At 66.8% G+C, this 22,787-nt stretch carries 31 protein-coding genes and 1 tRNA gene; 21 read left to right on the top strand and 11 right to left on the bottom strand.

The window, feature by feature from the left end:
• The first annotated feature begins 150 nt into the window (after positions 1–150).
• The 13 genes from MHZ35_RS12325 to MHZ35_RS12265 all read left to right on the top strand — a co-directional run bounded on the left by MHZ35_RS12325 (position 151) and on the right by MHZ35_RS12265 (position 6,869).
• A complete protein-coding gene (locus tag MHZ35_RS12325; protein ID WP_239435929.1) occupies positions 151–1,797 on the top strand; it encodes a DEAD/DEAH box helicase in 1,647 nt (548 codons plus the stop codon).
• Entirely contained in the window at positions 1,794–2,087 is a 294-nt protein-coding gene (locus MHZ35_RS12320; RefSeq protein WP_239435928.1) for a hypothetical protein, read from the top strand. The genes MHZ35_RS12325 and MHZ35_RS12320 overlap by 4 nt, the downstream gene beginning before the upstream one ends.
• 80 nt (positions 2,088–2,167) lie before the next feature.
• Positions 2,168–2,413 carry a hypothetical protein gene (locus MHZ35_RS12315; RefSeq protein WP_239435927.1) on the top strand — a complete coding sequence of 82 codons (246 nt, stop codon included), beginning with the start codon at positions 2,168–2,170 and terminating at the stop codon, positions 2,411–2,413.
• A 31-nt stretch (positions 2,414–2,444) separates the two neighbouring features.
• On the top strand, positions 2,445–3,044 hold the full coding sequence (locus MHZ35_RS12310) for a hypothetical protein (RefSeq protein WP_239435926.1): 600 nt from the start codon (positions 2,445–2,447) through the stop codon (positions 3,042–3,044).
• The gene (locus MHZ35_RS12305; RefSeq protein WP_239435925.1) at positions 3,041–3,304 is read left to right on the top strand and encodes a hypothetical protein; all 264 of its coding nucleotides are present in this window, start codon (positions 3,041–3,043) and stop codon (positions 3,302–3,304) included. The genes MHZ35_RS12310 and MHZ35_RS12305 overlap by 4 nt, the downstream gene beginning before the upstream one ends.
• Before the next feature lie 4 nt (positions 3,305–3,308).
• Entirely contained in the window at positions 3,309–3,719 is a 411-nt protein-coding gene (locus tag MHZ35_RS12300) for a hypothetical protein (protein ID WP_239435924.1), read from the top strand.
• Complete coding sequence (locus tag MHZ35_RS12295) at positions 3,719–4,153, top strand: hypothetical protein (RefSeq protein WP_239435923.1); 435 nt, start codon at positions 3,719–3,721, stop codon at positions 4,151–4,153. The genes MHZ35_RS12300 and MHZ35_RS12295 overlap by 1 nt, the downstream gene beginning before the upstream one ends.
• A complete protein-coding gene (locus MHZ35_RS12290; RefSeq protein WP_239435922.1) occupies positions 4,101–4,340 on the top strand; it encodes a hypothetical protein in 240 nt (79 codons plus the stop codon). The genes MHZ35_RS12295 and MHZ35_RS12290 overlap by 53 nt, the downstream gene beginning before the upstream one ends.
• On the top strand, positions 4,289–4,939 hold the full coding sequence (locus MHZ35_RS12285) for an NUDIX hydrolase (RefSeq protein WP_274615904.1): 651 nt from the start codon (positions 4,289–4,291) through the stop codon (positions 4,937–4,939). The genes MHZ35_RS12290 and MHZ35_RS12285 overlap by 52 nt, the downstream gene beginning before the upstream one ends.
• Complete coding sequence (locus tag MHZ35_RS12280; RefSeq protein ID WP_239435920.1) at positions 4,936–5,151, top strand: hypothetical protein; 216 nt, start codon at positions 4,936–4,938, stop codon at positions 5,149–5,151. Before MHZ35_RS12285 ends, MHZ35_RS12280 begins: the two co-directional genes overlap by 4 nt.
• The gene (locus MHZ35_RS12275) at positions 5,148–5,393 is read left to right on the top strand and encodes a DUF7220 family protein (RefSeq protein ID WP_239435919.1); all 246 of its coding nucleotides are present in this window, start codon (positions 5,148–5,150) and stop codon (positions 5,391–5,393) included. Before MHZ35_RS12280 ends, MHZ35_RS12275 begins: the two co-directional genes overlap by 4 nt.
• 82 nt (positions 5,394–5,475) lie before the next feature.
• Positions 5,476–5,700, top strand: a complete 225-nt coding sequence (locus MHZ35_RS12270; RefSeq protein ID WP_239435918.1) for a hypothetical protein — start codon at positions 5,476–5,478, stop codon at positions 5,698–5,700.
• Between the two features lie 26 nt (positions 5,701–5,726).
• Complete coding sequence (locus MHZ35_RS12265; RefSeq protein ID WP_239435917.1) at positions 5,727–6,869, top strand: site-specific integrase; 1,143 nt, start codon at positions 5,727–5,729, stop codon at positions 6,867–6,869.
• A gap of 130 nt (positions 6,870–6,999) precedes the next feature.
• Here MHZ35_RS12265 and MHZ35_RS12260 read toward each other — a convergent pair.
• The 5 genes from MHZ35_RS12260 to MHZ35_RS12240 form a co-directional block, all read right to left on the bottom strand.
• Positions 7,000–7,074, bottom strand: a tRNA-Glu gene (locus MHZ35_RS12260).
• A gap of 75 nt (positions 7,075–7,149) precedes the next feature.
• Positions 7,150–8,913: a single-stranded-DNA-specific exonuclease RecJ gene (recJ, locus tag MHZ35_RS12255; protein WP_239435916.1), complete on the bottom strand. Its 1,764-nt coding sequence runs from the start codon at positions 8,911–8,913 to the stop codon at positions 7,150–7,152.
• A gap of 50 nt (positions 8,914–8,963) precedes the next feature.
• Positions 8,964–9,644 carry a prolyl hydroxylase family protein gene (locus MHZ35_RS12250; protein WP_239435915.1) on the bottom strand — a complete coding sequence of 227 codons (681 nt, stop codon included), beginning with the start codon at positions 9,642–9,644 and terminating at the stop codon, positions 8,964–8,966.
• Positions 9,645–9,725: 81 nt separating this feature from the next.
• Positions 9,726–10,706 carry an RcnB family protein gene (locus MHZ35_RS12245; protein ID WP_239435914.1) on the bottom strand — a complete coding sequence of 327 codons (981 nt, stop codon included), beginning with the start codon at positions 10,704–10,706 and terminating at the stop codon, positions 9,726–9,728.
• Positions 10,707–10,804: 98 nt separating this feature from the next.
• A complete protein-coding gene (locus MHZ35_RS12240) occupies positions 10,805–11,341 on the bottom strand; it encodes a (2Fe-2S)-binding protein (RefSeq protein ID WP_239435913.1) in 537 nt (178 codons plus the stop codon).
• 163 nt (positions 11,342–11,504) lie between these two features.
• Between MHZ35_RS12240 and MHZ35_RS12235 the strand changes: the two genes are divergently transcribed.
• The 4 genes from MHZ35_RS12235 (at position 11,505) to MHZ35_RS12220 (ending at position 16,646) form a co-directional block, all read left to right on the top strand.
• Entirely contained in the window at positions 11,505–11,735 is a 231-nt protein-coding gene (locus MHZ35_RS12235; RefSeq protein WP_239435912.1) for a hypothetical protein, read from the top strand.
• A gap of 66 nt (positions 11,736–11,801) precedes the next feature.
• Positions 11,802–13,403 (top strand): alpha-amylase family glycosyl hydrolase, encoded by a 1,602-nt coding sequence (locus tag MHZ35_RS12230; RefSeq protein ID WP_239435911.1) that lies wholly within the window; start codon positions 11,802–11,804, stop codon positions 13,401–13,403.
• Entirely contained in the window at positions 13,403–14,410 is a 1,008-nt protein-coding gene (locus MHZ35_RS12225) for a glycosyltransferase family 4 protein (protein ID WP_239435910.1), read from the top strand. Before MHZ35_RS12230 ends, MHZ35_RS12225 begins: the two co-directional genes overlap by 1 nt.
• Positions 14,411–14,513: 103 nt before the next feature.
• The gene (locus tag MHZ35_RS12220) at positions 14,514–16,646 is read left to right on the top strand and encodes a TonB-dependent receptor domain-containing protein (RefSeq protein ID WP_239435909.1); all 2,133 of its coding nucleotides are present in this window, start codon (positions 14,514–14,516) and stop codon (positions 16,644–16,646) included.
• 108 nt (positions 16,647–16,754) lie between these two features.
• Here the strand turns inward: MHZ35_RS12220 and MHZ35_RS12215 are convergent, their stop codons facing one another.
• From MHZ35_RS12215 to MHZ35_RS12195, 5 genes are all read right to left on the bottom strand, one after another.
• Positions 16,755–16,970 carry a DUF4170 domain-containing protein gene (locus tag MHZ35_RS12215; protein ID WP_125961882.1) on the bottom strand — a complete coding sequence of 72 codons (216 nt, stop codon included), beginning with the start codon at positions 16,968–16,970 and terminating at the stop codon, positions 16,755–16,757.
• 69 nt (positions 16,971–17,039) lie between these two features.
• The gene (locus MHZ35_RS12210; RefSeq protein WP_239435908.1) at positions 17,040–17,495 is read right to left on the bottom strand and encodes a hypothetical protein; all 456 of its coding nucleotides are present in this window, start codon (positions 17,493–17,495) and stop codon (positions 17,040–17,042) included.
• A 44-nt stretch (positions 17,496–17,539) separates the two neighbouring features.
• Positions 17,540–17,896: a DUF3618 domain-containing protein gene (locus tag MHZ35_RS12205; protein ID WP_239435907.1), complete on the bottom strand. Its 357-nt coding sequence runs from the start codon at positions 17,894–17,896 to the stop codon at positions 17,540–17,542.
• Positions 17,893–18,234, bottom strand: coding sequence for a phage holin family protein (locus MHZ35_RS12200; RefSeq protein WP_239435906.1), 342 nt, complete (start codon positions 18,232–18,234; stop codon positions 17,893–17,895). Before MHZ35_RS12200 ends, MHZ35_RS12205 begins: the two co-directional genes overlap by 4 nt.
• Positions 18,235–18,253: 19 nt before the next feature.
• On the bottom strand, positions 18,254–18,850 hold the full coding sequence (locus MHZ35_RS12195; RefSeq protein WP_239435905.1) for a hypothetical protein: 597 nt from the start codon (positions 18,848–18,850) through the stop codon (positions 18,254–18,256).
• Positions 18,851–18,998: 148 nt separating this feature from the next.
• Here MHZ35_RS12195 and eno point away from each other — a divergent pair, with 148 nt between their 5' ends.
• On the top strand, positions 18,999–20,276 hold the full coding sequence (eno, locus tag MHZ35_RS12190) for a phosphopyruvate hydratase (protein WP_239435904.1): 1,278 nt from the start codon (positions 18,999–19,001) through the stop codon (positions 20,274–20,276).
• Positions 20,277–20,436: 160 nt separating this feature from the next.
• Positions 20,437–20,784: a hypothetical protein gene (locus tag MHZ35_RS12185; protein ID WP_239435903.1), complete on the top strand. Its 348-nt coding sequence runs from the start codon at positions 20,437–20,439 to the stop codon at positions 20,782–20,784.
• A 21-nt stretch (positions 20,785–20,805) separates the two neighbouring features.
• On the opposite strand, the gene MHZ35_RS12180 is transcribed toward MHZ35_RS12185, so the two are convergent.
• A complete protein-coding gene (locus tag MHZ35_RS12180; protein WP_239435902.1) occupies positions 20,806–21,177 on the bottom strand; it encodes a tRNA-binding protein in 372 nt (123 codons plus the stop codon).
• A gap of 73 nt (positions 21,178–21,250) precedes the next feature.
• On the opposite strand from MHZ35_RS12180, the gene MHZ35_RS12175 reads away from it, so the two are divergent.
• Both MHZ35_RS12175 and pdhA read left to right on the top strand, forming a co-directional pair.
• Positions 21,251–21,607 carry an FtsB family cell division protein gene (locus tag MHZ35_RS12175; RefSeq protein ID WP_239435901.1) on the top strand — a complete coding sequence of 119 codons (357 nt, stop codon included), beginning with the start codon at positions 21,251–21,253 and terminating at the stop codon, positions 21,605–21,607.
• 129 nt (positions 21,608–21,736) lie between these two features.
• On the top strand, positions 21,737–22,786 hold the full coding sequence (pdhA, locus tag MHZ35_RS12170) for a pyruvate dehydrogenase (acetyl-transferring) E1 component subunit alpha (protein WP_125961872.1): 1,050 nt from the start codon (positions 21,737–21,739) through the stop codon (positions 22,784–22,786).
• Position 22,787: the final 1 nt, after the last annotated feature.

The raw sequence follows: 22,787 nt of genomic DNA, 5'->3' as shown, positions 1-22,787 counted from the left end.
GGTCGGCAACCTCTCTTTCGTGCGTGTCATCCTACACTCATTTGCCATGTGTAGGAAGCCACAATCTGACCTGATTGGGTAAGTCGAAACGACATTGTGTGTGTTAGTATGCACTCGACAAGGTAAGCTCAAAACGGTAATATGTGAGCGATGACAAAGATTGCGCGCGTTCTCTCAAACCCCGTCGTTGCCAAGGTCGAGGGCATTGATGACCCGACCAAGCTGGCCCTGTCGGATGCCATGTCGTTCATCGTGGACGGCTACGAGCACACCGATGCTGGCCGCTCCGGCGGTTGGGATGGCCGCTCGACCCTCTACGATTGGACCAGCGGTCGCTTCCCGGCGGGCTTTGTCGCGACCGCGATCGCCACCCTCCAGAACGAGGGCTGGGAGGTCCAGCAGGTTCGCAAGCCCCTGCCGGCACCGCTCGGGCCGATGCCGACCCAGGAGTGCCCGATCGTCGACGAGCATGCGCCGGACCCCAACCGCGAATACCAGTTCAAGGCGGTACGCATCCTGGAGAAGCACGGCAGCTACATCGCGCAGATCGCTACCGGCGGTGGTAAGTCGCGCGTCGCGGCGCTGTGCATCACGCGTATCGGCCGCAAGACGATGTTCGTCACGACGCGCCAGGCACTGCTCTACCAGATGGGCGAGGCGCTTGACGAGATGGGCAAGGCGATCCTTGCCAAGCTCTCCGACGATCAGCTGCTCGCCAAGCTAGGCACCGAGATCGCGTCGAAGCTCAAGGGCTTCACGGTCAGCTATGTGGGCGACAGCGCCTGGGACACCTCGGGCGACGTGGTGTGCGCGATGGTTCCCACGCTCTCGCAGCGCATCGCCCCGCTGGAGCTGCCCCTGACATCGACCCTCGACGAGAAGAAGCGCGCGACCGAGCGCTGGCAGCGTCGCTATGACGAGGCGATCGCTTTCCTCGACAGCGTCGAGTTCGTGATCGGCGAAGAAGCGCACGAGGCCGGCGGCAACGGCTATTACGACGTGCTCGGCAAGTGCCGGAACGCCCACTACCGCCTGGCGCTCACCGCAACCCCAATGATGAAGGACGGCGAGTCCGACCTTCGCCTGATCGCGCGCTTCGGCCCGATCCGTCTGCGGGTGACGGAGGAGTATCTGATCGGGTGCGGCATCCTCGCGAAGCCGTTCTTCAAATACATCCCGATCGGCGCGAAGGAGCAGCCGCCGACGCTGCGGCGCGCGACCGCCTGGCAGAAGGCCGAGGATCTCGGGATCGTCAACAACATGACGCGCAACAAGCACGTCTGCGCCGAGACCATCCGCGGCTCGCGCTGGGGGCTGCCGGTCGGTATTCTGGTCAAGCGCCAGAAGCACGGCAAAATCCTGCACGACATGCTGAAACAGTGCGGCCTCAAGGGCGCGTTCATCTTCGGCGAGAGTGGCAACGACAAGCGTAAGGACGCGCTCAAGAAGCTCGCGAGCGGCGAATACGACTATGTCATCGGCTCGACGATCATTGACGTGGGCGTCGACGTGCCCGCGCTCCAGATCCTCATCATGGCCGGCGGCGGCAAGGCCGAGGTCGCGGTGCGCCAGCGCATCGGCCGCGCGCTCCGCAAGAAGTATCACACCCCGAACTTCGCCTTCATCGTCGACTTTGAGGACGGCAACAACAAGCACCTCGTCAAGCATGCCAAGGCGCGTCGTGCGATCGTCGAGCAGACGGCCGGCTTCTCGGATGGCATCCTGGCGCGCGGTAAGGACTTCGACTTCGCCGGCCTGGGCTTCCAGCGCCCGATGCCGGTAGGGATGGCTGCATGAACCTGTTCAAGACGATCGCCACCAAGACCGTTAGCGCGAAGATCAGCATTGCCGCCGCCGAGCGGGTTGACGCGCTGGCCGAGCGGCTGGGCGTGCGCAAGTCGGACATCTACTCCGTGTGCTTGCTGCACATGCCGGAAGACGAGATCAAGACGCGGATCGAGGGGCAGATCGAGGCCATCAACGCGCTGCCCAAGGCGGTGCGCGGGCTGCTGCGCTCGATCGACAAGCTCGATGATGCGCAGCGCAAGCTGCTGATCGACGCACTTTCTGGCCCTGGCGAAAAATAGCGCTTGCGCCCATCTGTGTGTGTCATTACACACAACCTCACCGAAGCGAAATGACGCAATCGAGTGAGAAGGGCAACATCATGAACGCATACGACTTCTTCGCGGGGCTGGTCGCCCGCCTGCTGCCGACCAAGTCCGTCGACACCATCGTGTCGGTCCTGACGACCGTCACCGCCAAGCTCGCCGCCGCCGAGGCCGCGCAGGCCGCGAAGGCGAAGGCTCTCCAGGAGCAGGCCGACAAGCTGGCCGCCCAGGCTGCCGCTGCAACCGCCGAAGCCGAGCGTGCCGCGCGCGCCCGCACCAACATCGCTGCGCTGACCGCGTAAGCGATCGACGAACCCAGGAAGCGACTGCGGCATGAGCGCCACCGTGAAAATCATTGGGATCTGTGGTCATCCCCAGCACGGCAAGAGCACCGCGCAGCGCTTCCTGGAGCCCCTTGGCGTCCAGGCTGTCGACGACAGCGAGCCCCTTCGTCGGCTCACCATGGAACGCTACGGTCTGACCTGGGACGAGGTGTCGACCCAGGAAGGCAAGGCGAAGCTGGTTTCCCGGCCCGACAATGACGACACCGTGACGGTGCGCCAGGCTCTCGGTGACCTGGGCAAGGAATATGAGACGGAACACGGCCCGAACTACTGGATGGAGCGCGCGATCGCATCAGTCGCGCCCGGCTCTCTGGTCAGCTTCGGGAGTGTGCGCATGGGGCAGGCCCATGCAATTCGAGCGGCCGGCGGGCTTACGATCGCAATCCACGATCCCCGCCGGCCCAACTCGACGCACGACTTCGACCAATATGACCCCGCCGGGGTTGACGATTGGATCAGGAACGACAGCACGCTTTGGACCTTCGAGTACCGGGTCATCGAAGCGTGCGCGACATACCTGGGCGTCGACTTTCGCGAATACTGGAAGCAGCGCCAGCAGGACGAGATGGCCGCGAGCTACATCGCATGAGCCGCGACCTGATTTGCGCCGACGCGCGCGAGCGCATCCTCCAGACCGACATCGGTCTCCTCAACGATCACAACGTCTCCGACGACGTCATGTCGACCCTGGCCGCCGAGCACGCGGCGCGCACCGAGACTCTCGCCAAGGCCATCGACCCGACCCTGGGTCGCCCGCTGTTGGTGATGATCGCCGGAGCGCTCCTCTCGGCGGCCAAGCAGATCGACGCGGCGACCGTCATGCAGCCGGAGCTCGTCACCAATGCGTAGTCTCATGTCCCTGATCCCATGGCGTGCGGTGCGCCCCGATGAAACGCTCTCCTACGAGGGTGTGGACCCGCTGCCGCTTTGCGCCTTCTCGGCCGCCATGACAGAGCTCGCCGACACGCAAGAGGTTGGAGAGGACGCGGCGGTCGCACTCCAGGAAGCGTATGACGCCCAGACTGATGTTCTGGAGACCGTCGTCGCGCACCTGGAGGAAGCGACTGCCGTGGTCGACGCAGCCCGGAACTTCATGACCGTGCTGGCCCAGCGCACGCACGGCGGCGCCCCGCTGTTCCTCATCAACGACAACGCCGCCTCCGGCGAGGCCGACACGCTACGCCACGCGATCGTGACCCTTCAAGCACACCTGGAGGGCACCGAGCTGCCCCAGCTGGTCGCTGTAGACCGGGTGACGCACTGATGGTCGGTCTCGCTGCCCTGGCGCCCGTATGGGCTGTCGTGAAGCCCTTCTGGAAGCCCGTTGCGATCGCGCTCGCAGTCGGTGCTGCATGGTGGGGTTTCACCACCTGGCGCGACAACTTGGTCGAGAAGGCCGAGAAGCGCGGCTTCGTCACCGCGGAGGCGCAGTTCAAGGCTCATATCGAGGCCGCCAACAAGATTACCGAGCACGACAACGCGGCGCTGAACCTGATGGGCACCGTTATGGGGGTGCTCGCAACCCAGCGAACCCAGGCGATCGACCTCAAGGTCACGCCCCAGATCGAGAGGATTCAGAATGAAGTCGCGAGCGACCCTCGCTATCGCGATTGCCGCGTCTCTGACGGCGTGCTCGACGCAGCCAATGCTGCGCGTGTCGACGTCGACGCCGGTATCGCTGCCAGCAATCCCAGGTGAGATCGACCGCGACCCCAAGCCGCTCGGCCAGCTGCCGGACGGCACGATGGGGACACTCGCGATCGACCAGCCGGTGACGGCCAAGCTCTACGGCGAGCTCGCGGTGCGCTTCAATGCGCTGCGCCAGTTCTACGCATGCGTGCGCGAGCGAGTATCAACCCACGAGACCCCGGAGCAGTGCAAGTGACCGCACTCCAGAACCCCTATGGCTTCTGCCCTGTCACGGGCTGCGGTGAGCCAGGCGTCACGAGAACGCGAGGCATCCCCACGCGCGATCGCTGCGCGGGCGGACACGTCTATCTGGCTGAACGCGCGATCCAAACGAACCCCGCCATTGCGCGGTACGTCTGCGGCTTCATGTTCGACCCCACCGGCGCTCTCGTGGTGCTTGTCCGCAAGAACCGCCCAGCGTGGCAGGCGGGTCTGCTGAATGGTGTCGGCGGCAAGATCGAGCCGCAGGACGCGAGCGTCCATGCCGCGCAGGCGCGCGAGTTCCACGAGGAGGCGGGAGTCGAGACGCAGCCGGCCGATTGGGAGGAGTTCGCCACGTTGGTCGGCCCGGACTTCGTGGTCCACATGCTACGCACGTTCTCGGACGATTGGCACCGCGTCGCGACCCAGGAGACCGAGGAGGTCAAGTGGTTCCCGGTGAACGCGCTGCGGGCAGGGGCCTACGCCACCGTTCGCAACCTCGCGTTCCTGATCCCGCTGGCGCTCGACAAGAGCGGCATCCAGCTGCCGGTCATCTTCAACGACGGGCAGCCCGACGAGGCGAGCGCAGCATGAGCGAGAGCAACCAGTTCCTGCGCGACTATCGCGGCAAAATGGATTGCGCATGCGAGGCCTTGGCGATCAAGCTGGGAGAGCTCGGCATCGAGACACCGCGGGACGATCATGAGCTGGTCGAGATCGCCAGCAAAAAGCTCGGCACCCTGTTCGAGATGCTCAAGGCTGCGGGCGTGACCGAGGGTATTCTGCGCGCGGTGATGGCGGAATGACTCAGCAGTCGAAGATCGACAGCTTCATGGAGGCGGCGTGCAACGTCGCCCTGGGCTTCGTGACCAGCATGGTGATGATCCCCGTCATCAACTGGATCATGGGCGTCCACATGGCCGTATCGCAGCAGATGGGCTTCGTCGGACTGTTCACGATCACGTCGGTGCTGCGGTCGTATCTGATCCGGCGCGCGTTCAATGGCCGGTCGGCCTGGGAGACGTTCAAGTGCTTTGGCAACTCCTAAACGGGAGCTTCTGGACCCGGTTGTGCGAAGTGGCACGCACACTCTTGACGCGGCGTGGGGTGCATAGTAACTGACACACACCATGAGCGAATCGAGTTCGACCTCTGACACCCCGAAGGTGCTGCCGTTTGTCCCGCGGATGCTCTCCGCGGATCTCGCCGCCCTTTACATGGGCGTGTCGCGCAGCAAGTTCTTGGCGCGTGTTGGCCAACACAGCTACCCCGCTCCTATCCGGGATGGTGGCAACACGCTCTGGGACCTGCGTGTCCTGGATCGGTATCTCGATAAGCGCTCCGGTCTCGCTTGAGCGCTGGCGCGCGGGAGGGAGGCGACATGGAACGGACGAAGGTAAAATACTGCCAGTGGCAGAAGGGCACGCTGTATTTCGCGGTCAAGGGCTCGGACGGGAAGACATCCTACACTCCCCTCCCGAACCCCCGTCACCCCGATTTTGCAGCGGTCTATGGGCCGCTGAGAAACGCCCACGAGGCAAGGAAGAAGGCGAAGAAGCAACCAGAAACCAGCGGCCCGAACCGCCACTACATCACCAACAGCTTCAAGGCGCTCGTCCACGAGGCCGAGAAGTCTCGAGCGTATCGCGAAATGGCCCCGAGCACCCGTGACAACGTGGACCGCTACTATCGGATCATCATCGCGGATTGGGGAGACAAGCTCGTTGCCGACCTGGAGCCGGCTGACGTCGATCGCCGTATCGACCAGCCCGACATGGCTCAGTTCCCCGGCAAGACGCTCAATTACCTCAAATACCTCGCGGACCTGATCGACCTGGGTATCCGTCGCGGTTACCGGAAGGACAAGTATAACCCGGCGCGCGACGCGGAGCGGCCGGATACAGGCGAACGGCTGCCATGGCCTGACGACGTCTTTGAGCGCGCGGTGGACATGTCGAGTGACATGCTGCGCCTGGCGATCCAGCTAGGCGTCTATACGGGTCAGCGTATCAGCGACTGCATCAGGATCGAGCGCGAGGAGCTTCTGAGCTGCGCTCGCGCCGGCGAGCCCATGGGTCTCGTCCAGCAGAAGACGGGCGTTGAGGTGTTCATCCCGATCCACCCGGCTCTGGCGGCGATCGTGGAGGGGTTCCCGGCGTCACCGACAGCGCCGACCGTGCTCTACAACAGGCTTGGGCGACCGTTCCCGAAGCCCGACCAGATCCAGGACCGCTTGAAGCACCTCATGCTGGAGCTCGGCTACTTCGACACGATCACCAAGGGCGGCGAGGAGAAGCGGGAGACCCGCTACAAGTTCCACGGGCTCCGCAAGCTGGCCGCCTGTCATCTGGCCGAGGTGGAGGCTACGCCGCACGAGATCAGCGCGATCTGTGGAATGGATATTCAGACTGTGGTTCATTACACACGCGGCGTCGCGAAGCGTAAGCTGGCCCGTGGCGTCAGCAACCGCATGAGCACCATCAAGCCGGGACAGGAGCGCCCAGACCTTCGTCTCGTGGCTTGACGCCGGTTAGGTAGAAGCTGGAATCGAAACGGGGCGGTCGTGAGACCGCCCCGTTTTCGTTTACCTAACCGAGCCGGTTGGATTTACCTAACCGCTCTTTCACCACCGAGAAAATCGTTTGTTTTCAACGTGGTGACCCCTACGGGACTCGAACCCGTGTTTCAGCCGTGAAAGGGCCGCGTCCTAACCACTAGACGAAGGGGCCGTTGCCGGTTGCGGCGAACTAGGGAAATGCTGCCGGGCGGTCAAGCGGGTGTTTGCGATTTTTGTTTCGGGTCCATCAATCGGCCCAGGCAGCGTCCTCGACGTGGAGCTCGGCGGCGGGGCGGCTGCCCCAGTCATCGATCTTGGCCCGCCCGGCGAGCCATAGCCGGCGGTGGGGCGGCGCGCCGAGCAGCGCCATGCCGAGCGGCGTGTCCGCCTGCCGGAACGCCACGGCCTTCAGGCTCCGCCCGTCGTCTCCGGCGACCGTCAGCCGGACATGGCCGTTGCCGACCGTATCCGCGCGGATCACGCGCACCGGGCCGGCTGCCACCCGCGGGGCGGGCCAGCCAACGCCGTAGGGACCACCCACCTCCAGAGCCTCTACGAGCATCGGGTTCACGCCGCCGGGGGCGAGCACCGCGTCGAACAGCAGCGCGCGTTCGCCGCGTGCGCGCTCCACGGCGTCGGCGAGGCTGTCGTGCAGGTAGTCGGCGAGCGCTGGAATCGTGTCCTCGGCCACGGTGACGCCCGCCGCCATGGCATGGCCGCCGCCAGCGTGAAGGAGTCCGCTGTCTTTCGCCGAGAGGATCGCCGCGCCCAGGTCGACGCCCGCGATCGACCGGCCCGAGCCCTTGCCGACGCCATTCTCGTCCACGGCGATCACCAGGACGGGGCGCCCGAGCTTTTCCTTCAGCCGGCCTGCGACGATGCCGATCACGCCGGCGTGCCATCCGCGCCCGGAAACCACCGCCACGCCGCGGTCCTGCTGCTGGACGCAGCGCTCTTCAGCCTCGGCCTGCACCACCGCCTCGATGGCGCGGCGTTCTTCGTTCAGCCGGTCCAGTTCCTCGGCGATCGCGCGCGCTTCGTCCCGATCCCGGGTGGTGAGCAGCCGGACGCCCAGGTCCGATCGGCCGACGCGCCCGCCCGCGTTGATCCGCGGCCCGAGCGCGAAGCCCAGGTCCGAGCAGGTCGGCGCCCGCGTCAGCCTGGACGCCTCGATCAGCGCGGCCAGCCCCAGGTTACGGCGCTGCGCCATGACCTTGAGCCCCTGGGCGACAAAGGCGCGGTTCAGCCCGCGCAACTGCGCGACGTCGGCGACGGTACCCAGAGCGACGAGGTCCAGAAGCTCGATCAGCTTGGGCTCCGGGCGGCTGGTGAACCAACCCCGCGTCCTGAGCGTGCGCAGCAGCGCTGCTCCCAGCAGGAAGGCGACGCCGACGGCTGCGAGGTGCCCATGCTCGGCACCCTCGCGTTCGTCCATGCGATTGGGGTTCACCAGCGCATGCGCATAGGGGAGGGCGGCTGCGCACTTGTGATGGTCGACCACCACCACGTCGACCTTGGCCTCGCGTGCAGCATCCAGCGCCTCGAACGCCTGGGCGCCGCAGTCCACCGTGACGATCAGGCTCGCGCCTTCTTCCTTCAGCCGCAGCAGCGCCGGACCCGAGGGGCCATAGCCCTCCGTCATCCGGTCCGGGATATAGGCCCGCGGCTCGATCCCCAGCTGGCGCAAAAGCAGGATCAGCAGCGCTGCCGAAGTCGCCCCGTCGACGTCATAGTCGCCGAAGATCGCGACCTGCTCACCCGCCTGTACGGCATCGGCGAGGCGGTCGGCAGCCTTGTCCATGTCACGGAAGATCGAGGGATCGGGCATGAAGCCGCGGATGCTGGGGCTGCGATGGGCCTCCAGCGCCTCGCGCGTGCAGCCGCGGGCGAGTAGCAGCTGGGTGATCAGGTCGTCGGGCGCGAAGCTCGCGTCGCACGGGTCTGCGGCCAAGCCGCGCCAGCGCCAGGGTTGCCCGAGGATCGAGCGGTGAATGTTCAGAACGGGACGCATGGGCGGCGCTTACGCCAACCGGAGGAGGATGGAAATCGCCGTCGTTTCCATCACTTGACCCAGGGACGCTCGCGAAACCACTTGGTGATGATGTATTTGGTGCCGCGTACCACCGCCATCCCCTCGTGCAGGGTCAGCTTGTTGGGGCTGCCGTCCGGGTTCATGTTGTTCCAGGCGACGAGCTGGCCGGCGTTGGGCTTGAAGCGGACGCCCGCCTGCGGGAACCAGGTGGCGCCGCCCTGCTCGACGGTGTTCAGGAACACCATCGCCGTCCAGGTCCGCTGCCCGCCCTGCTGCTCCATGTCGGCCCAATAGCGCTCGCCCTCGTGGAAATAGTCGTGGTGCGCTCGGAATTGCTGGCCGGGCGCATAGCGCTGCCCCTGCATCGTCTCCCCGAACTGCGGCTCGATGCCGAGCAGGTCTGCGATCCGCTCGTCCAGAGGCTGAATGTCCGGGGACCAGCGGTCGAGGTCGCAGCTGTCGCTGGTGCGGAAATTGGGATCGTTGGATTCGGTGAGCAGCGTCGAGCGGCGGCTGCCCGCGTCGATGGTGCGCATCAGCATCGCGCATTCGTCCGGGCTCAGGAAGTCCGGATGGACGAACATCTGGGCTGCCTCCGTCTTGGCGGGGCGAACGTTCGGATTGGCTTTGAGCCGCTCGGCGACGCGGGTCCCGAACTCTGCCCGAACCGGGGACGGGGAGCCATGCGGACGGGTCGATTGCACCTTCATGGCACCGTTCCTTCGAACAAGGTGTCGGCGAACGCAAGAGGGCCCGGCAGTCGCCTGCCGGACCCGCTCGCATCGATCCCGTTACCAGAACAGGTTGTAGACGGTGTCGACCACTTCGCCGGTCTCCAGATCCACCAGCAGCGCGTCGTTATAGTAGCGGACCCAGCGGTAGGGGCCGTACGCCGGCGGCAGGCGATAGTAGAACGGGTCGTTGATCCAATAGCTCGATCCGTAAAGCATCGAGCCGAGCGTCAGCCCCACCGAGAAGCGGCGATACCCGTAATGGTAGCCGGACGGCGGATAGTAGCGCGGAAGGCGATAGACGTTGCGGTTCGCCTGGCGATACCGGTCCCAGTCGTACCGGCGGTCGTCGCGCCAGCCGCGGCTCCACCCACGGCGATCGTTCCAGTCCTGCCGGTCGCGGCCTTGATTGCGCCAGCCGTCGTTCCGATCGTATCCGCGATCGGGCCGGCGGTCATTCCGGTCGAAGCGGTCGCTCGGACGACGATCGTTGCGATCGAAGCGGTCGCCGGGACGACGGTCGCGACCTTCCCAATTGCCGCCTGGACGACCGGGCTGGACCCCCGGACGATCGGGGCGACCGTCGTTGCCGCGAACGTCCGGCCGGTTGCCCGGCCACGGATCGGGACGATCGAAGCGGCCGTCCGGGCGCCGGTCGCCACCTTGCCACCGCTGCTGCCCGTCGCCGCGGGGGCGATCGAAGCCAGCCGGGCGTTCCGGGCGCCGGCTCAACTCTTCGCGCCGCTGCGGGCGTTCTCGCTGGAAGTCGCGCTGCGGCATCTGCGGACGCGCCTGCTGCGGCCGCTGGTTCTGATAATCCCGCTGCGGCATCTGCGGACGCGCCTGCTGCGGCCGCTCGTTCTGAAAGTTGCGCTGGGGCTGCGGGCGCTCGCGCGGAGCATCGCGCTGAACGCGCTGCGGTGCAGGGCGGCCCGCCTCACGCGCTTCGCGCCGGGGGCGATCGCCCCGGTCCTGCGCCCATGCCGATGCAGGCACCAGCGCGGTGGCTGCCATCAACCCCATCAACAAGAACTTGGTCACTGCGGCTCTCCCAACCGGACCCGCCGGTTACGTTGATCCGCAGATAGACCTTGCGCGATGAGCCGCGGCTGAACTCGGGTGACAGCCGCCTGAAAGGATCAGCGCGGGCTGAGCGCCGGCACCGCGCGTGCCGCCTCGTCATGGTCGGTGCCGGGCTTGGGCGCCGGCTCCAGCGTTTCGTCGCCCCGGGCAAGCCGCGCCGCCCGCCGGACGGCCTCCGTCAGGCGCGGCTGGATGCCACAGCGGCAGAGGTTCGTCAGCGCCTCGGCGACCGCGGCATCCGAAGGATCGCGGTTCGTCCGCAGCAACGCGGCCGTCGCCATGACCAGGCCGGGGATGCAATAGCCGCACTGGCCCAGGTTGGAGGCGAGGAACGCGGCTTGCACCGGATGGCTGCGGTCGCGCGACAGGCCCTCGATGGTGGTGACGAAGGTCCCTTCCAGGGCGCCGATCGCGACCTGGCAGGAACGCACCGCCTCTCCGTCGACATCCACGGTGCAGGCCCCGCACTCTCCGACACCGCACCCGTATTTCGTGCCGGTAAGGTTCGACGCATCGCGCAGCGCCCACAGGAGCGGCGTCTGCGGGTCCAGTTGATATTCGACGGGCTGGTTGTTCACGGTGAAGCGGGTCATGAGCCTGCAGCCTAGCCGAGCGGCGGGGTTCGCGAAACGGCCCGTTTGCGCCGCTGTAGCGGTTCTAGCTGCTGCTTCGGCTGAGCCGACGCGTCTGGAGGGCGAATGCTGCAACTCCGCGGGGTGCCGGCCGTTGATCGGGCTCCGCAGGAGGAGAGCGATCATGGCCAAGGACGATATCCGCATGCACGGCCACAACACGCCCGGCATGGACACCAAGCGCGGGCATGAGCGGTACGAAGATCCCGTGGCTCCCGGCGACGCGATCGGCACCGGTCCAAAAGGCCCGCGGGACGGCGATCAGCGCGAGGCCGATGTCGCCGGCAGCACTGCCGACCGGGAGCAGGACAGCGCCCTAGGCGGCCACACGGCCACCCGCTCCTCGGGCGAGTGACGTGACTGGTGGCGGGGATCGACCCGCCACCGCTTTGGAGTGCAGGCGATCGGACGGGGAGTACTCATGGCAGAAGCGCGGCCGTGGTGGGAAGCGGCCACCATCTACCAGATCTATCCCAGGTCCTTTCAGGACAGTGACGGCAACGGAATCGGAGATCTCAGAGGGATAACCGACCGGCTGGACTATCTCGTCGAGCTCGGCGTCGATGCCGTCTGGATTTCGCCGATCTTCCCGTCGCCCATGGCGGACTTCGGCTATGACGTGGCGGACTATTGCGGCATCGACCCGCGGTTCGGGTCGCTCGCCGACTTCGACGCGCTGCTCGCCGCCGCCCACGCCCGCGGGCTGCGAGTGCTGCTCGACTTCGTGCCCAATCATAGCTCTGACCAGCACCCCTGGTTCGTCGAGAGCCGCCAATCCCGGAGCTCCGTGAAGCGAGACTGGTACATCTGGCGCGATCCGGCGCCCGATGGTGGTCCGCCCAACAACTGGATCAGCGATTTCGGTGGGCCGGCGTGGGAATGGGACGCTGCGACCGGCCAGTATTACTCTCACGCCTTTCTGAAGGAGCAGCCGGACCTCAACTGGCGCAATCCGGAGTTGCGGGCCGCCATGCTCGACGTCCTGCGCTTCTGGTTCGCGCGCGGGGTCGACGGCTTCCGCATCGACGTGCTCTGGCACATGATCAAGCACGCCGACTTCCCCGACAATCCGATCAACCCGAACTATCTGCCCGGCTCGGGTGAGAAGAACCGGGTGCTGCAGCTCCACTCGACCGACCAGCCGGAAGTTCATGACATCGCAGCCGACATGCGCGCGGTCGCCGACGGGTTCGCCGCGACGGGGCAGGAGCGGGTGCTGATCGGCGAGATCTACCTGCCCGTCGAGCGGCTGGTGGCCTATTACGGGAATGCCCGCCCGGGCGTGCACCTACCTTTCAACTTCCAACTGATCGAGGCGCGGTGGGACGCGGCGGAGCTGGCGCAGCGGATCGCGGAATATGAAGCGGCCCTTCCACCCGGCGGCTGGCCGAACTGGGTGCTGGGCAATCATGATCGCTCCCGCATTGCGACGCGGGTCGGGGAAGCGCAGGCGCGCGTCGCGGCCATGCTGCTGCTGACCCTGCGGGGTACGCCCACGCTCTATTATGGCGATGAACTCGCGCTTGCGGACGTGACGATCCCGCCCGGCCGGGCAGTCGACCCGCAGGAACTTCGCGAGCCCGGCCGCGGTCGTGATCCGGTGCGTACCCCTATGCCGTGGGACGAAAGTGCCAGAGCGGGCTTCACCACTGGAGATCCCTGGCTGCCGCTCAACCCGGATCACCCGACCCGCAACGTTGCGGTCCAGCGAGACGATCCCGCCTCGATGTGGACGTTGACGCGCGCGCTCCTGATGCTGCGCAAGAACACGCCGGCCCTGTCGGTCGGCAGCTGGCGCCTCGTCGAGGGCGAGGGCAGGTTGCTCGCCTATGAGCGGCGTGACGGCGACACGCGGGTGTTGGTGGCGCTGAACCTTGGCGCTACTCCCGTGGAGATGAACGTGCCGCATTGGGCGGCAGGCTGTCGCCCAATGCTCTCCACGCTGGGGGGTGCAACGGGCCCGACCGGCGCGCTGCTGCGCTTGAGGGGAAATGAAGGAATGATCCTGGGGACTGCCGCCTGATGCGGATTGCGATGCTGGCGCCGATCGCATGGCGCACACCGCCGCGGCACTATGGTCCCTGGGAACTGGTCACCAGCTTGCTCACGGAGGCGCTGGTCGCGCGCGGCGTGAACGTGACGCTGTTCGCAACCCTCGACTCGATCACCTCCGGGACCCTCGCGGGGGTCGTGCCCGCACCCTATTCGGAAGATCCCGCGATCGACGCGAAGGTGTGGGAGTTCCGCCATCTCGCCCATGTGTTCGAGCGCGCGGGCGAGTTCAACCTGATCCACAATCAGGCCGACTTTCCGGCGCATGCCTTTTCCGGGCTGGTGTCGACGCCGATCGTCACCACGATCCACGGCTTCTCCTCCGACCGGATCTTGCCGATGTACGCGCCCTACCAGGATCGGGTGCACTACGTGGCGATCAGTGACGCGGACCGGCATCCGGCGCTGCGCTATGCGGCCACCATCCACCACGGCATTCCGATCGACGACTTTCCCTTCGATGCGGCGGGCAGCGACGATCTGCTGTTCTTCGGCCGCATGCACCCCGACAAGGGTCCGCGCGAGGCGATCGAAGTCGCTCAGGCGACCGGCCGGCGATTGCACATGGCCGGGATCGTCCAGGATGAGCGCTATTGGCGCGAGGAGGTCGAGCCCGGGATCGATGGCGTCCGCGTCCTCCACCACGGCGCCGTTGGCGGCGCGAAGCGGACCGGGATGCTGGGACAGGCACGGGCGCTGCTCCACCTGATCGGCTTCGACGAGCCGTTCGGCCTTTCCGTAGTCGAGGCGATGGCCTGCGGCACGCCGGTGATCGCCTACCGGCGCGGCTCCATGCCGGAATTGATCGAGGATGGCGTCACCGGCTTCCTGGTGGACGACCTGGATGGGGCGATCGACGCGGTGGCGCGGGTCGACCAGATCGATCGCGCCGCATGCCGCGCGAGAGTGGCGGCGCACTTCTCCGTCGAGCGCATGGCCGAGCGGTACGAGGCGCTCTATCGCCGGATCCTGGGCTAGCCGGCGCCTCAACCAGAAAAACTTTGTCACAGAGGCGAATCTGCTCTTGTGACGTTGTATCATTGCCCGCTAGGGGAGGCCGTCCGCTTGTGGGAGGGTCTCGATGTCGTTTGCTCGTCTTCTTCTTGGTAGTGCTGCGCTCGCCTGTGCGCTTCCGGCCCATGCGCGCCCGGATGCTGCCCCGGCAGAGACCGACGGCGCCCCGGCGGATGCGGCCGCGCAGGCAGGGCAGGGCACCACCACCGACCCCAACCATCAGGAGATCGGCGCCAACATCGTCGTCACGGCGTCGCTGGACCGCCCGAAGGCGGACCTGCTCGGCGGCACCACCGTGCTTTCGGGCGAGGCGCTGACCCGCTCGTTGCGGTCCACCCTGGGCGAGACCCTGGCACGGCAGCCCGGCGTGAGCTCCAGCAGCTTCGGCCCCGGCGCCTCGCGACCCATCCTGCGTGGCCTGCAGGGGGATCGCGCACGCGTGCTGACCGAGGGGATCGGCAGCTTCGACGTCTCGACCACCAGCGTGGATCATGCGGTCGCCATCAACCCGCTGATCGCCGATCGCATCGAGGTGCTGCGCGGTCCCGCGGCGCTGCTGTTCGGTCCGTCGGCGATCGGCGGCGTGGTCAATGTGATCGACAGCCGCATCCCGCGCACGCTTCCGGAGGAACCGGTCCATCTCGACGGCATCGTCGGCTACGGATCGGCCGCGGACGAGCGTACCGCCTCGGGCAGCATCGACGTGCCGGTCGGCGGCAAGGTCGTCCTCCACGCCGATGGCAGCTACACCAAGTCGGACGACCTGGAGACCGGCGGTCACATCCTGGCAGGGCCGCAGCGCCGGGCCGCGGCAGCCAGCAGCGATCCCGACATCGCCGATCTGGCGAACCTCAGCGGCACGCTTCCCAACAGCTCGGCCGAGACCTGGCAGGTGGCTGGCGGTGCGGCGGTGGTCGCGGACGGCGGCAATCTCGGCTTCTCCGTGTCGCATTACGACACCAACTATGGCGTACCCATCCGCTATGCGATCGAGCCAGGCGAGGAAGCGGAGGCAGTTCGGATCGCCATGCGCCAGACGCGCCTCGACATGCGCGGTGAGGTGGAGACGGGCGGCTTCATCGACCGGGTGCGCTTCCGGGGGGCGATCGCCGACTATCGCCATCAGGAACTGGAGGACACCGGCGAAGTCGGGACGACCTTCTACAGCCAGGGGCTGGAAGCGCGCGTGGAAGCGCAGCAGGCGGTTCGTGGCGGCTGGCGCGGGACGACCGGCGCGCAGATGCTGATCCGCACGCTCAACGTCATCGGTGAGGAGAAATTCCTGCCGCGCAACGAGACGCAGCAATATAGTGTCTTCACCCTCCAGAGTGCCGATTTCGGCGCGGTGCGTGGCGAACTGTCCGGTCGCTACGAGCGCACCGAAGCAGTGGCGCAGCCCGACGCGGACCTCGGCAACGGCCGGCTGGAGCGCAGCTTCAACGCCTTCTCGGCCGCCGGTGGTGCGAGCGTGGGGCTGGGCAATAGCGGCGTGCGCTTCGGCGTGTCGCTGTCGCACAGTGAGCGGGCACCGACCGCGGAGGAACTCTTCGCCAATGGCCCGCACGCCGGCACCCAGGCGTTCGAGATCGGCGACGTGAACCTTGGCGTGGAGCGCAGCAACGGCGTGGAGGCGACGCTGAAGGGCGGCGGCGATGGCTTCGACTTCAGCCTCGCGGCCTACCATAACTGGTACGACGGCTTCATCTACGAGCAGCCCACCGGCGAGCTCGAGGACGGGCTGCCGGTGTACCAGTACAACCAGGTTGATGCGCGCTTCTATGGCCTTGAGGCGGAGGCCTCGGCCCGGCTGGCGCAGATCGGCAGCACCGCGGTGGTGGTGGATGGCGTCGCGGACTATACCCACGCCACGATCAAGAACGGCGGACCGGTGCCGCGCATCCCGCCGCTCCGCCTGCTCGGCGGCATCGAGGCGCAGGGTGTGCTCGCCCAGGGCCGCCTGGAGGTCGAACATGTCACCAAGCAGGATCGGGTCGCCGCCAACGAGACCGAGACGGGCGCCTATACGCTCGTGAATGCCTCGCTCACGCTGAAGCCCTGGGGACGCGACAACCCCACCAGTCTGCTTCTGTCCGCCAACAACCTGTTCGATGTGGTCGCGCGCCGGCACGCGAGCTACCTGAAGGACTATGCCCCGCTCGCGGGGCGCGATCTGCGCATCACCGCCCGCTTCGCGCTGTAAGGGGCCGGGGCGGGGCCACCCGCTTCGGGTCACCCGCGCACCAACAGAAACGGGGCCGCTTCCAATCCGGAAGCGGCCCCGTCTCGTGTCGGCTCTCTCGGGCTGCCGTTACTTCAGCTCGGGCTCGAGCAGGCGGTGCAGCGGCACCACCACATACTTCATCTCGGCATCGTCCACCGTCCGCTGCGCGGCGGCGCGCCACGCCTTTTCGGCGCTCTCATAGTCGGGGAACAGCCCGACCAGATCGACTTCCTTCAGATCGACGAAGTCGAGCGTCTGGGGGTCGCTGACGCGGCCACCGAAAACGAGATGCATCTTGCTCATGTCAGCTCCTGATGTGTGCTGCACTGCCGCATAGCGGCTCGAGCCGAGCACTCAAGGGCGCAGAGGCGATCAGGCCGCGCTGCTACCGGTAGCAGCCGTTTTTCCGCCGTCCTTGGCCGCCTCGACGACGTTGCCGAACGCCTTCTTCAGCGACTCCTTGGCGGCGTCCTTGTCGGGGATCGCGCTGGTCAGCTGTTCCTTGCCGGCCTCGCGAGCGGCGGTGGCGGCAGCGGCAGCGGTCTCGGACAGCCGCTTGCCGAGCGGACCCAGCACCTTCTGCTCGCTTTCCGACTTGGGCAGGAGCGCGCCGAGGATGGCGCCGAGCGCGATGCCGCCCGCCAGCACCGCGAGCGGGTTTGCCTCGATACCCTCGCTCGCACGCGCCGCTGCCGTCGCCGCGCTCTCGCGCGTGCTCTCATAGGCGTGGCTCGCGCTTTCGCGCAGGTGGGCGAGGGTGCCTGCGTCGCCCTGGGTGTCCGCGGACGTGTTGGTCGAAGCCGTGGTGTTGTTGCCGTTCGTGGTCATTCCACTTGTCCTTGCTAGGGGCCGATCACGGCCCAGTGATGGTGTCAGGATCCTACGGGGGGCGGTGCTGGCGGCGGCTCCGGGCTAGCGACCGTGGCTGGTACCTTGGCGCGTGCCCGCTTCTGCTTGCAGCGCCGCCGAAGGCTGCGGATCAGCTTCGGCGTGATGAACAGAGCGAACAGCCCGGCTGCACCCGCCGCCACGGCGCGGGGCTCGCGCTGGACGACGGCGACGCCTTGCTCGACCGCAGCCGACGCCCGTTCCTTGACCCGGCCGGCCACGTCCTCCGCGACGGTTCCGGGGTTCAGCCGGGCCTTCAGCGCGTCGACGGTACCCAGCATCCTGGACTTGGCCTGCTGCGCGTTGGCGCGCGCCGCTGCGATGCCCTGGGGTTCGGTCACAGCCCGTCTCCCGAAAAGGCGCGGCCCAGCCGCGTCGCCGCCATCTTGCCGAGGATGCCGGCGATCGCGAGCGCGACGAGCACGACCACGGCCGTCGCGCCGCCGCTACCCAACGGCCCGCGAAGTACCAGGATCAGCCCGACGAGCAGGGCGCCGATTGCTGCAAAGGTGAGCACCAGCGCCCCGACGCCGAAGGCAATCCCCAGGATCGCGTCGTTCTTGCGGGAGGCGGCGACCGCCTTCCACACGGCCAGCTCGGCCTGGACCCACGTCCGGCCGTCAGAGACCAGTCGCTGGATCAGTTCGCCGATACTGGCGTCGCTCCTGCTATCGCGCATCGCGTCCACTCGCTCGGGATCAGGCCGTCGGGGTCGTGTCGGTGGCGTCCGCGGTGCCGTCCACGCCCGCCTTGACGACGCGCGCCAGCACGAAGCCCAGAGCCGCTGCGGTGCCGATCGCGACCGCCGGGCTCTTGCGCACGAAGCCGCGCACGTCCTCGATCAGCTCGTCGACTTCCTTGTCGCGCAGGGAATCGGAAAAGCCCGACAGCGCCTGCGCCGCGGAGCGGGCATACTGGCCGTACTGCTCGCCCAGCTTGTCGTCGACGGTGCCTGCGGCATCTTCCATCATCTTCGAAAATTCATCGAGTGCGCCGGTCGCGCGCAGCTTGCCTTCATCGGCAAGGCCGCGTGCCTTGTCCGTCGCCTGGCGGCCCAGCTTGTTCGCCTCGTCCTTCAGCGTCTGTGCCGTACCCTTGGCCTTGTCCGCCGTCGTGCCGGTGGTGCTGCCGCCCGTGTCGGTCGTGCCTGCGGTCTCGAATACGGACTCGTCGCTGCCGGCTGGCTCGAAGCTGACGTCCGCGCCACCGGCGGTGCTGGAAGAGGGGGTGAACTCGACGTTGGTGTCGCTAGGGCCCGTGCTCGAAAGCGGGTCGGTCCGGTTGGTGTCGCTCATCGTGCGTTTCCCTTCGTGGTTCGCCTGGAGAACCAAAGCCGGCGACGGCGGTTCCCGATCCGGCACGAATTGCCCCGCGAGGGCCGAGCGGATAGGGCTGCGCACGATCGCCGGCAGCGTCCGGCCGAGAAGGTAGGGAGATCGTTACGTGACCGCAATCATCGACATCCACGCACGTCAGATCCTGGACAGCCGTGGGAACCCCACCGTCGAGGTCGACGTGATGCTGGAAGACGGCAGCACCGGCCGCGCAGCCGTGCCCTCGGGCGCCTCCACCGGCGCGCACGAAGCCGTCGAGAAGCGCGACGGCGACAAGAGCCGCTGGATGGGCAAGGGCGTGCAGGCCGCGGTCGACGCGGTGAACGCCGATATCGCCGAGGCGGTGCTGGGCCTTGACGCCGAGGATCAGGCAGACGTCGACCGGGCGATGATCGAGCTCGACGGCACGCCCAACAAGGGCCGCCTGGGCGCGAACGCGATCCTGGGCGTGAGCCTTGCGGTCGCCAAGGCGGCGGCGGACGCCCGCGGCCTGCCGCTCTATCGCTATGTGGGCGGCGTCTCGGCGCACCTGCTGCCGGTGCCGATGATGAACATCATCAACGGCGGCGAGCATGCCGACAACCCGATCGACTTCCAGGAATTCATGGTGATGCCGGTCGGCGCGCCCAGCCTCGCCGAGGCCGTGCGCTGCGGGTCGGAGATCTTCCACACGCTGAAGAAGGGCCTGCACGACAAGGGCCTCGCGACCTCGGTCGGTGACGAGGGCGGCTTTGCGCCGAACCTCTCGTCCACCACCGACGCGCTCGACTTCATCATGACCAGCATCGAGAAGGCCGGCTACACCCCCGGCGACGACGTGATGCTGGCGCTCGACTGCGCCGCGACCGAGTTCTTCAAGAACGGCAAGTATGAGATGGTCGGCGAGGGCAAGTCGCTGACCCCGGTCGAAATGGCCGACTATCTGGCGGACCTCGCCGCGCGCTACCCGATCTTCTCGATCGAGGACGGCATGGGCGAGGACGATTTCGAGGGCTGGAAGGCGCTCACCGACAAGATCGGCGGCAAGGTCCAGCTGGTCGGCGACGACCTGTTCGTCACCAACCCCGAGCGCCTGGCGATGGGCATCGGCAAGGGCCTCGCCAACTCGCTGCTGGTGAAGGTCAACCAGATCGGCACGCTGACCGAGACGCTGGAGGCGGTGAGCCTGGCCCAGCGTTCGTCCTACACCGCGGTCATGTCGCACCGTTCGGGCGAGACCGAGGACGCGACGATCGCGGATCTCGCGGTCGCCACCAATTGCGGCCAGATCAAGACCGGCAGCCTCGCGCGTTCGGACCGGCTCGCCAAGTACAACCAGCTGATCCGCATCGAGGAAGAGCTGGGCGACGCCGCCCGCTACGCGGGCCGCTCGATCCTGCGCGCGTAAGGGGAAGTGGGGGACGCGCGGGCAACGCGCTCCCCCGCCATCCTAAGCTGGAGAGCGTCGGGTGGCGAAGAGGGGCGGTAGCGCTGGTAGCCGTCGCGTAACCCGCTAACATCGGCTGATGGCATGCTCTAGCTACGCGCTACTTCCTTCCGTCCTCTTCATGGTGGGCTGCCCCGCGGGCAAGCCGAGTGAAAAGGTCGTGGAGCAGATAGAAGGTAAGCTGGCCGCCGATCCTTGTCTCAAGAACATCGCCAGCATGCGACGGACGTACGCGTATGCGAGACGGGGTTGGAAGATCGATCCAAACAGGATTGACGTCAGCATCGAGCGCGCCGGCTTCGATGGACTTCCTGCGGCGAGGATCATCACCAGTCCTCCCAGCCAAGTTGGTATCGATGAGCGGGAGCGCTTTAGCGCCGCCGCGACCTATGTCGTCAGCGCAGATGCCCTGGATATCTGGGCTTGCGGGGGGAGCCGGAGCGGGCTGCGCCATCTCCCACGCTTCTGACCTCCTCTCTCTGCACCACGCTCAAAACAGCCGCCCACCATCCGGCACCTTCTGGTCCGGCGCGAACAGCACCACCGCGCCGTTCTCGTCCGGGAAGCCGAGCGTCAGCACTTCGGACAGAAATTTGCCGATCTGGCGGGGCGGGAAGTTCACCACCGCCGCCACCTGCCGCCCGACCAGCGCCTCGGGCGTGTAATGCTCCGTGATCTGCGCGCTCGACCTGCGAACCCCGATCGTTGAGCCGAAGTCGATCCGCAGCTTGATCGCCGGTTTGCGCGCCTCGGGGAACTCTTCAGCGGCGACGATCGTTCCGACGCGGACGTCGACCGCGAGAAATGCATCGAAGTCGATTGGCTCGGCAGCGGGGCTGGCGGGGTCGTGGCGTAGATGCATCAGCTTCGAATCTCTTGATGTTTTCGACTCGGGCGACCTTGCGCACGCCCGCGGCTTGCGCAAATATCGGGGTATGCCGCGCTCCTCGCCGCTTCACCCGATACTCCGTCGTGCAGGATTTCCCGCGTTCGCGATCCTGTTCATGGGGTTCTTCGGCTATTATGCGGTGCTCGGGCCCAACGGCATTCTCGCCTACCGCGATTATTCCCGCAAGCTGGCCCAGCGTCAGGCCTACTACGCTTGCCTGGACAAGGCGCGGGCGGAGCTGCGCAACCGCGTCGCGCTGCTCGATCCCCGGCACGCCGATCCCGACATGGTCGACGAACTGGTCCGCAAGCAGCTGAACGTGGCGCACCCGGACGAGTTCATCATGCCGCTCGGCAGCGGTACCGGCAATGCGGATCGCTGCGCAGGGACGGTCGACGGCTAGGCCGAGTTGCGCTAGCAGGGCTCCAGCGCGGTCGCCCAGCCGCTCCGGCCGGGTGATTGCAGTTGGGAGAGAAACCGGCCTATAGGCTCGGCTCCTTTCCCCTTTCCCAGGCATGAGGGTACCTACATCGTGGCAAAGGCACCGGCGCAGAGCGCCAAGAGCGAACCTGCCGTTCCGAACCGTGAGCGTCCCAACGAACCGACGCGCTACGAGGCCTCGAAGGAGGAACTGCTCGACTTCTACAAGCAGATGCTGCTGATCCGCCGCTTCGAAGAGAAGGCGGGCCAGCTCTACGGCCTCGGCTTCATCGGCGGCTTCTGCCATCTCTACATCGGCCAGGAGGCGGTCGCCGTCGGCCTGCAGTCGGCGCTGGATGGCGAGAAGGACTCGGTCATCACCGGCTATCGCGACCACGGCCACATGCTGGCCTATGGGATCGATCCCAAGATCATCATGGCCGAGCTGACCGGCCGTGCCGCCGGCATCAGCCGCGGCAAGGGCGGATCGATGCACATGTTCTCGACCGAGAAGAAGTTCTACGGCGGCCATGGCATCGTCGGCGCGCAGGTGTCGCTCGGCACCGGCCTGGCGTTCGGGCACAAGTACAACGAGGACGGCGGCGTCGCGATGGCCTATTTCGGCGACGGCGCGGCCAACCAGGGCCAGGTGTACGAGAGCTTCAACATGGCCGAGCTGTGGAAGCTCCCGATCATCTACGTGATCGAGAACAACCAGTACGCCATGGGCACCAGCGTCAACCGCTCGTCGGCGGAAGACCAGCTCTACAAGCGCGGCGAGAGCTTCCGCATCCCGGGCATCCAGGTCGACGGCATGGACGTGCTCGCCTGCCGCGGTGCAGCCGAAGAGGCGCTGGCGTGGGTGCGTGCGGGCAAGGGCCCGATCATCCTCGAGATGAAGACCTATCGCTATCGCGGCCACTCGATGTCGGATCCGGCCAAGTACCGCTCGCGCGAGGAAGTGCAGGCGATGCGCGACAATTCCGACCCGATCGAGGCCGCCAAGCGCGAGCTGGAGAAGCTGGGCGTGGGCGAGGGCGACCTCAAGACGATCGAGCAGGAAATCCGCAAGGTGGTGAACGAGGCCGCCGACTTCGCCGAGAGCACGCCGGAGCCCGATCCGGCCGAGCTCTATACGGACGTGCTGGTGGAGAACTACTGAG

The organism is Sphingomonas sp. ACRSK, from assembly GCF_022346685.1.
Classification (GTDB): domain Bacteria; phylum Pseudomonadota; class Alphaproteobacteria; order Sphingomonadales; family Sphingomonadaceae; genus Sphingomonas; species Sphingomonas molluscorum.
Note: the sequence above shows the minus strand (reverse complement) of the source record. Positions and strands in the feature narration are given on the sequence as shown.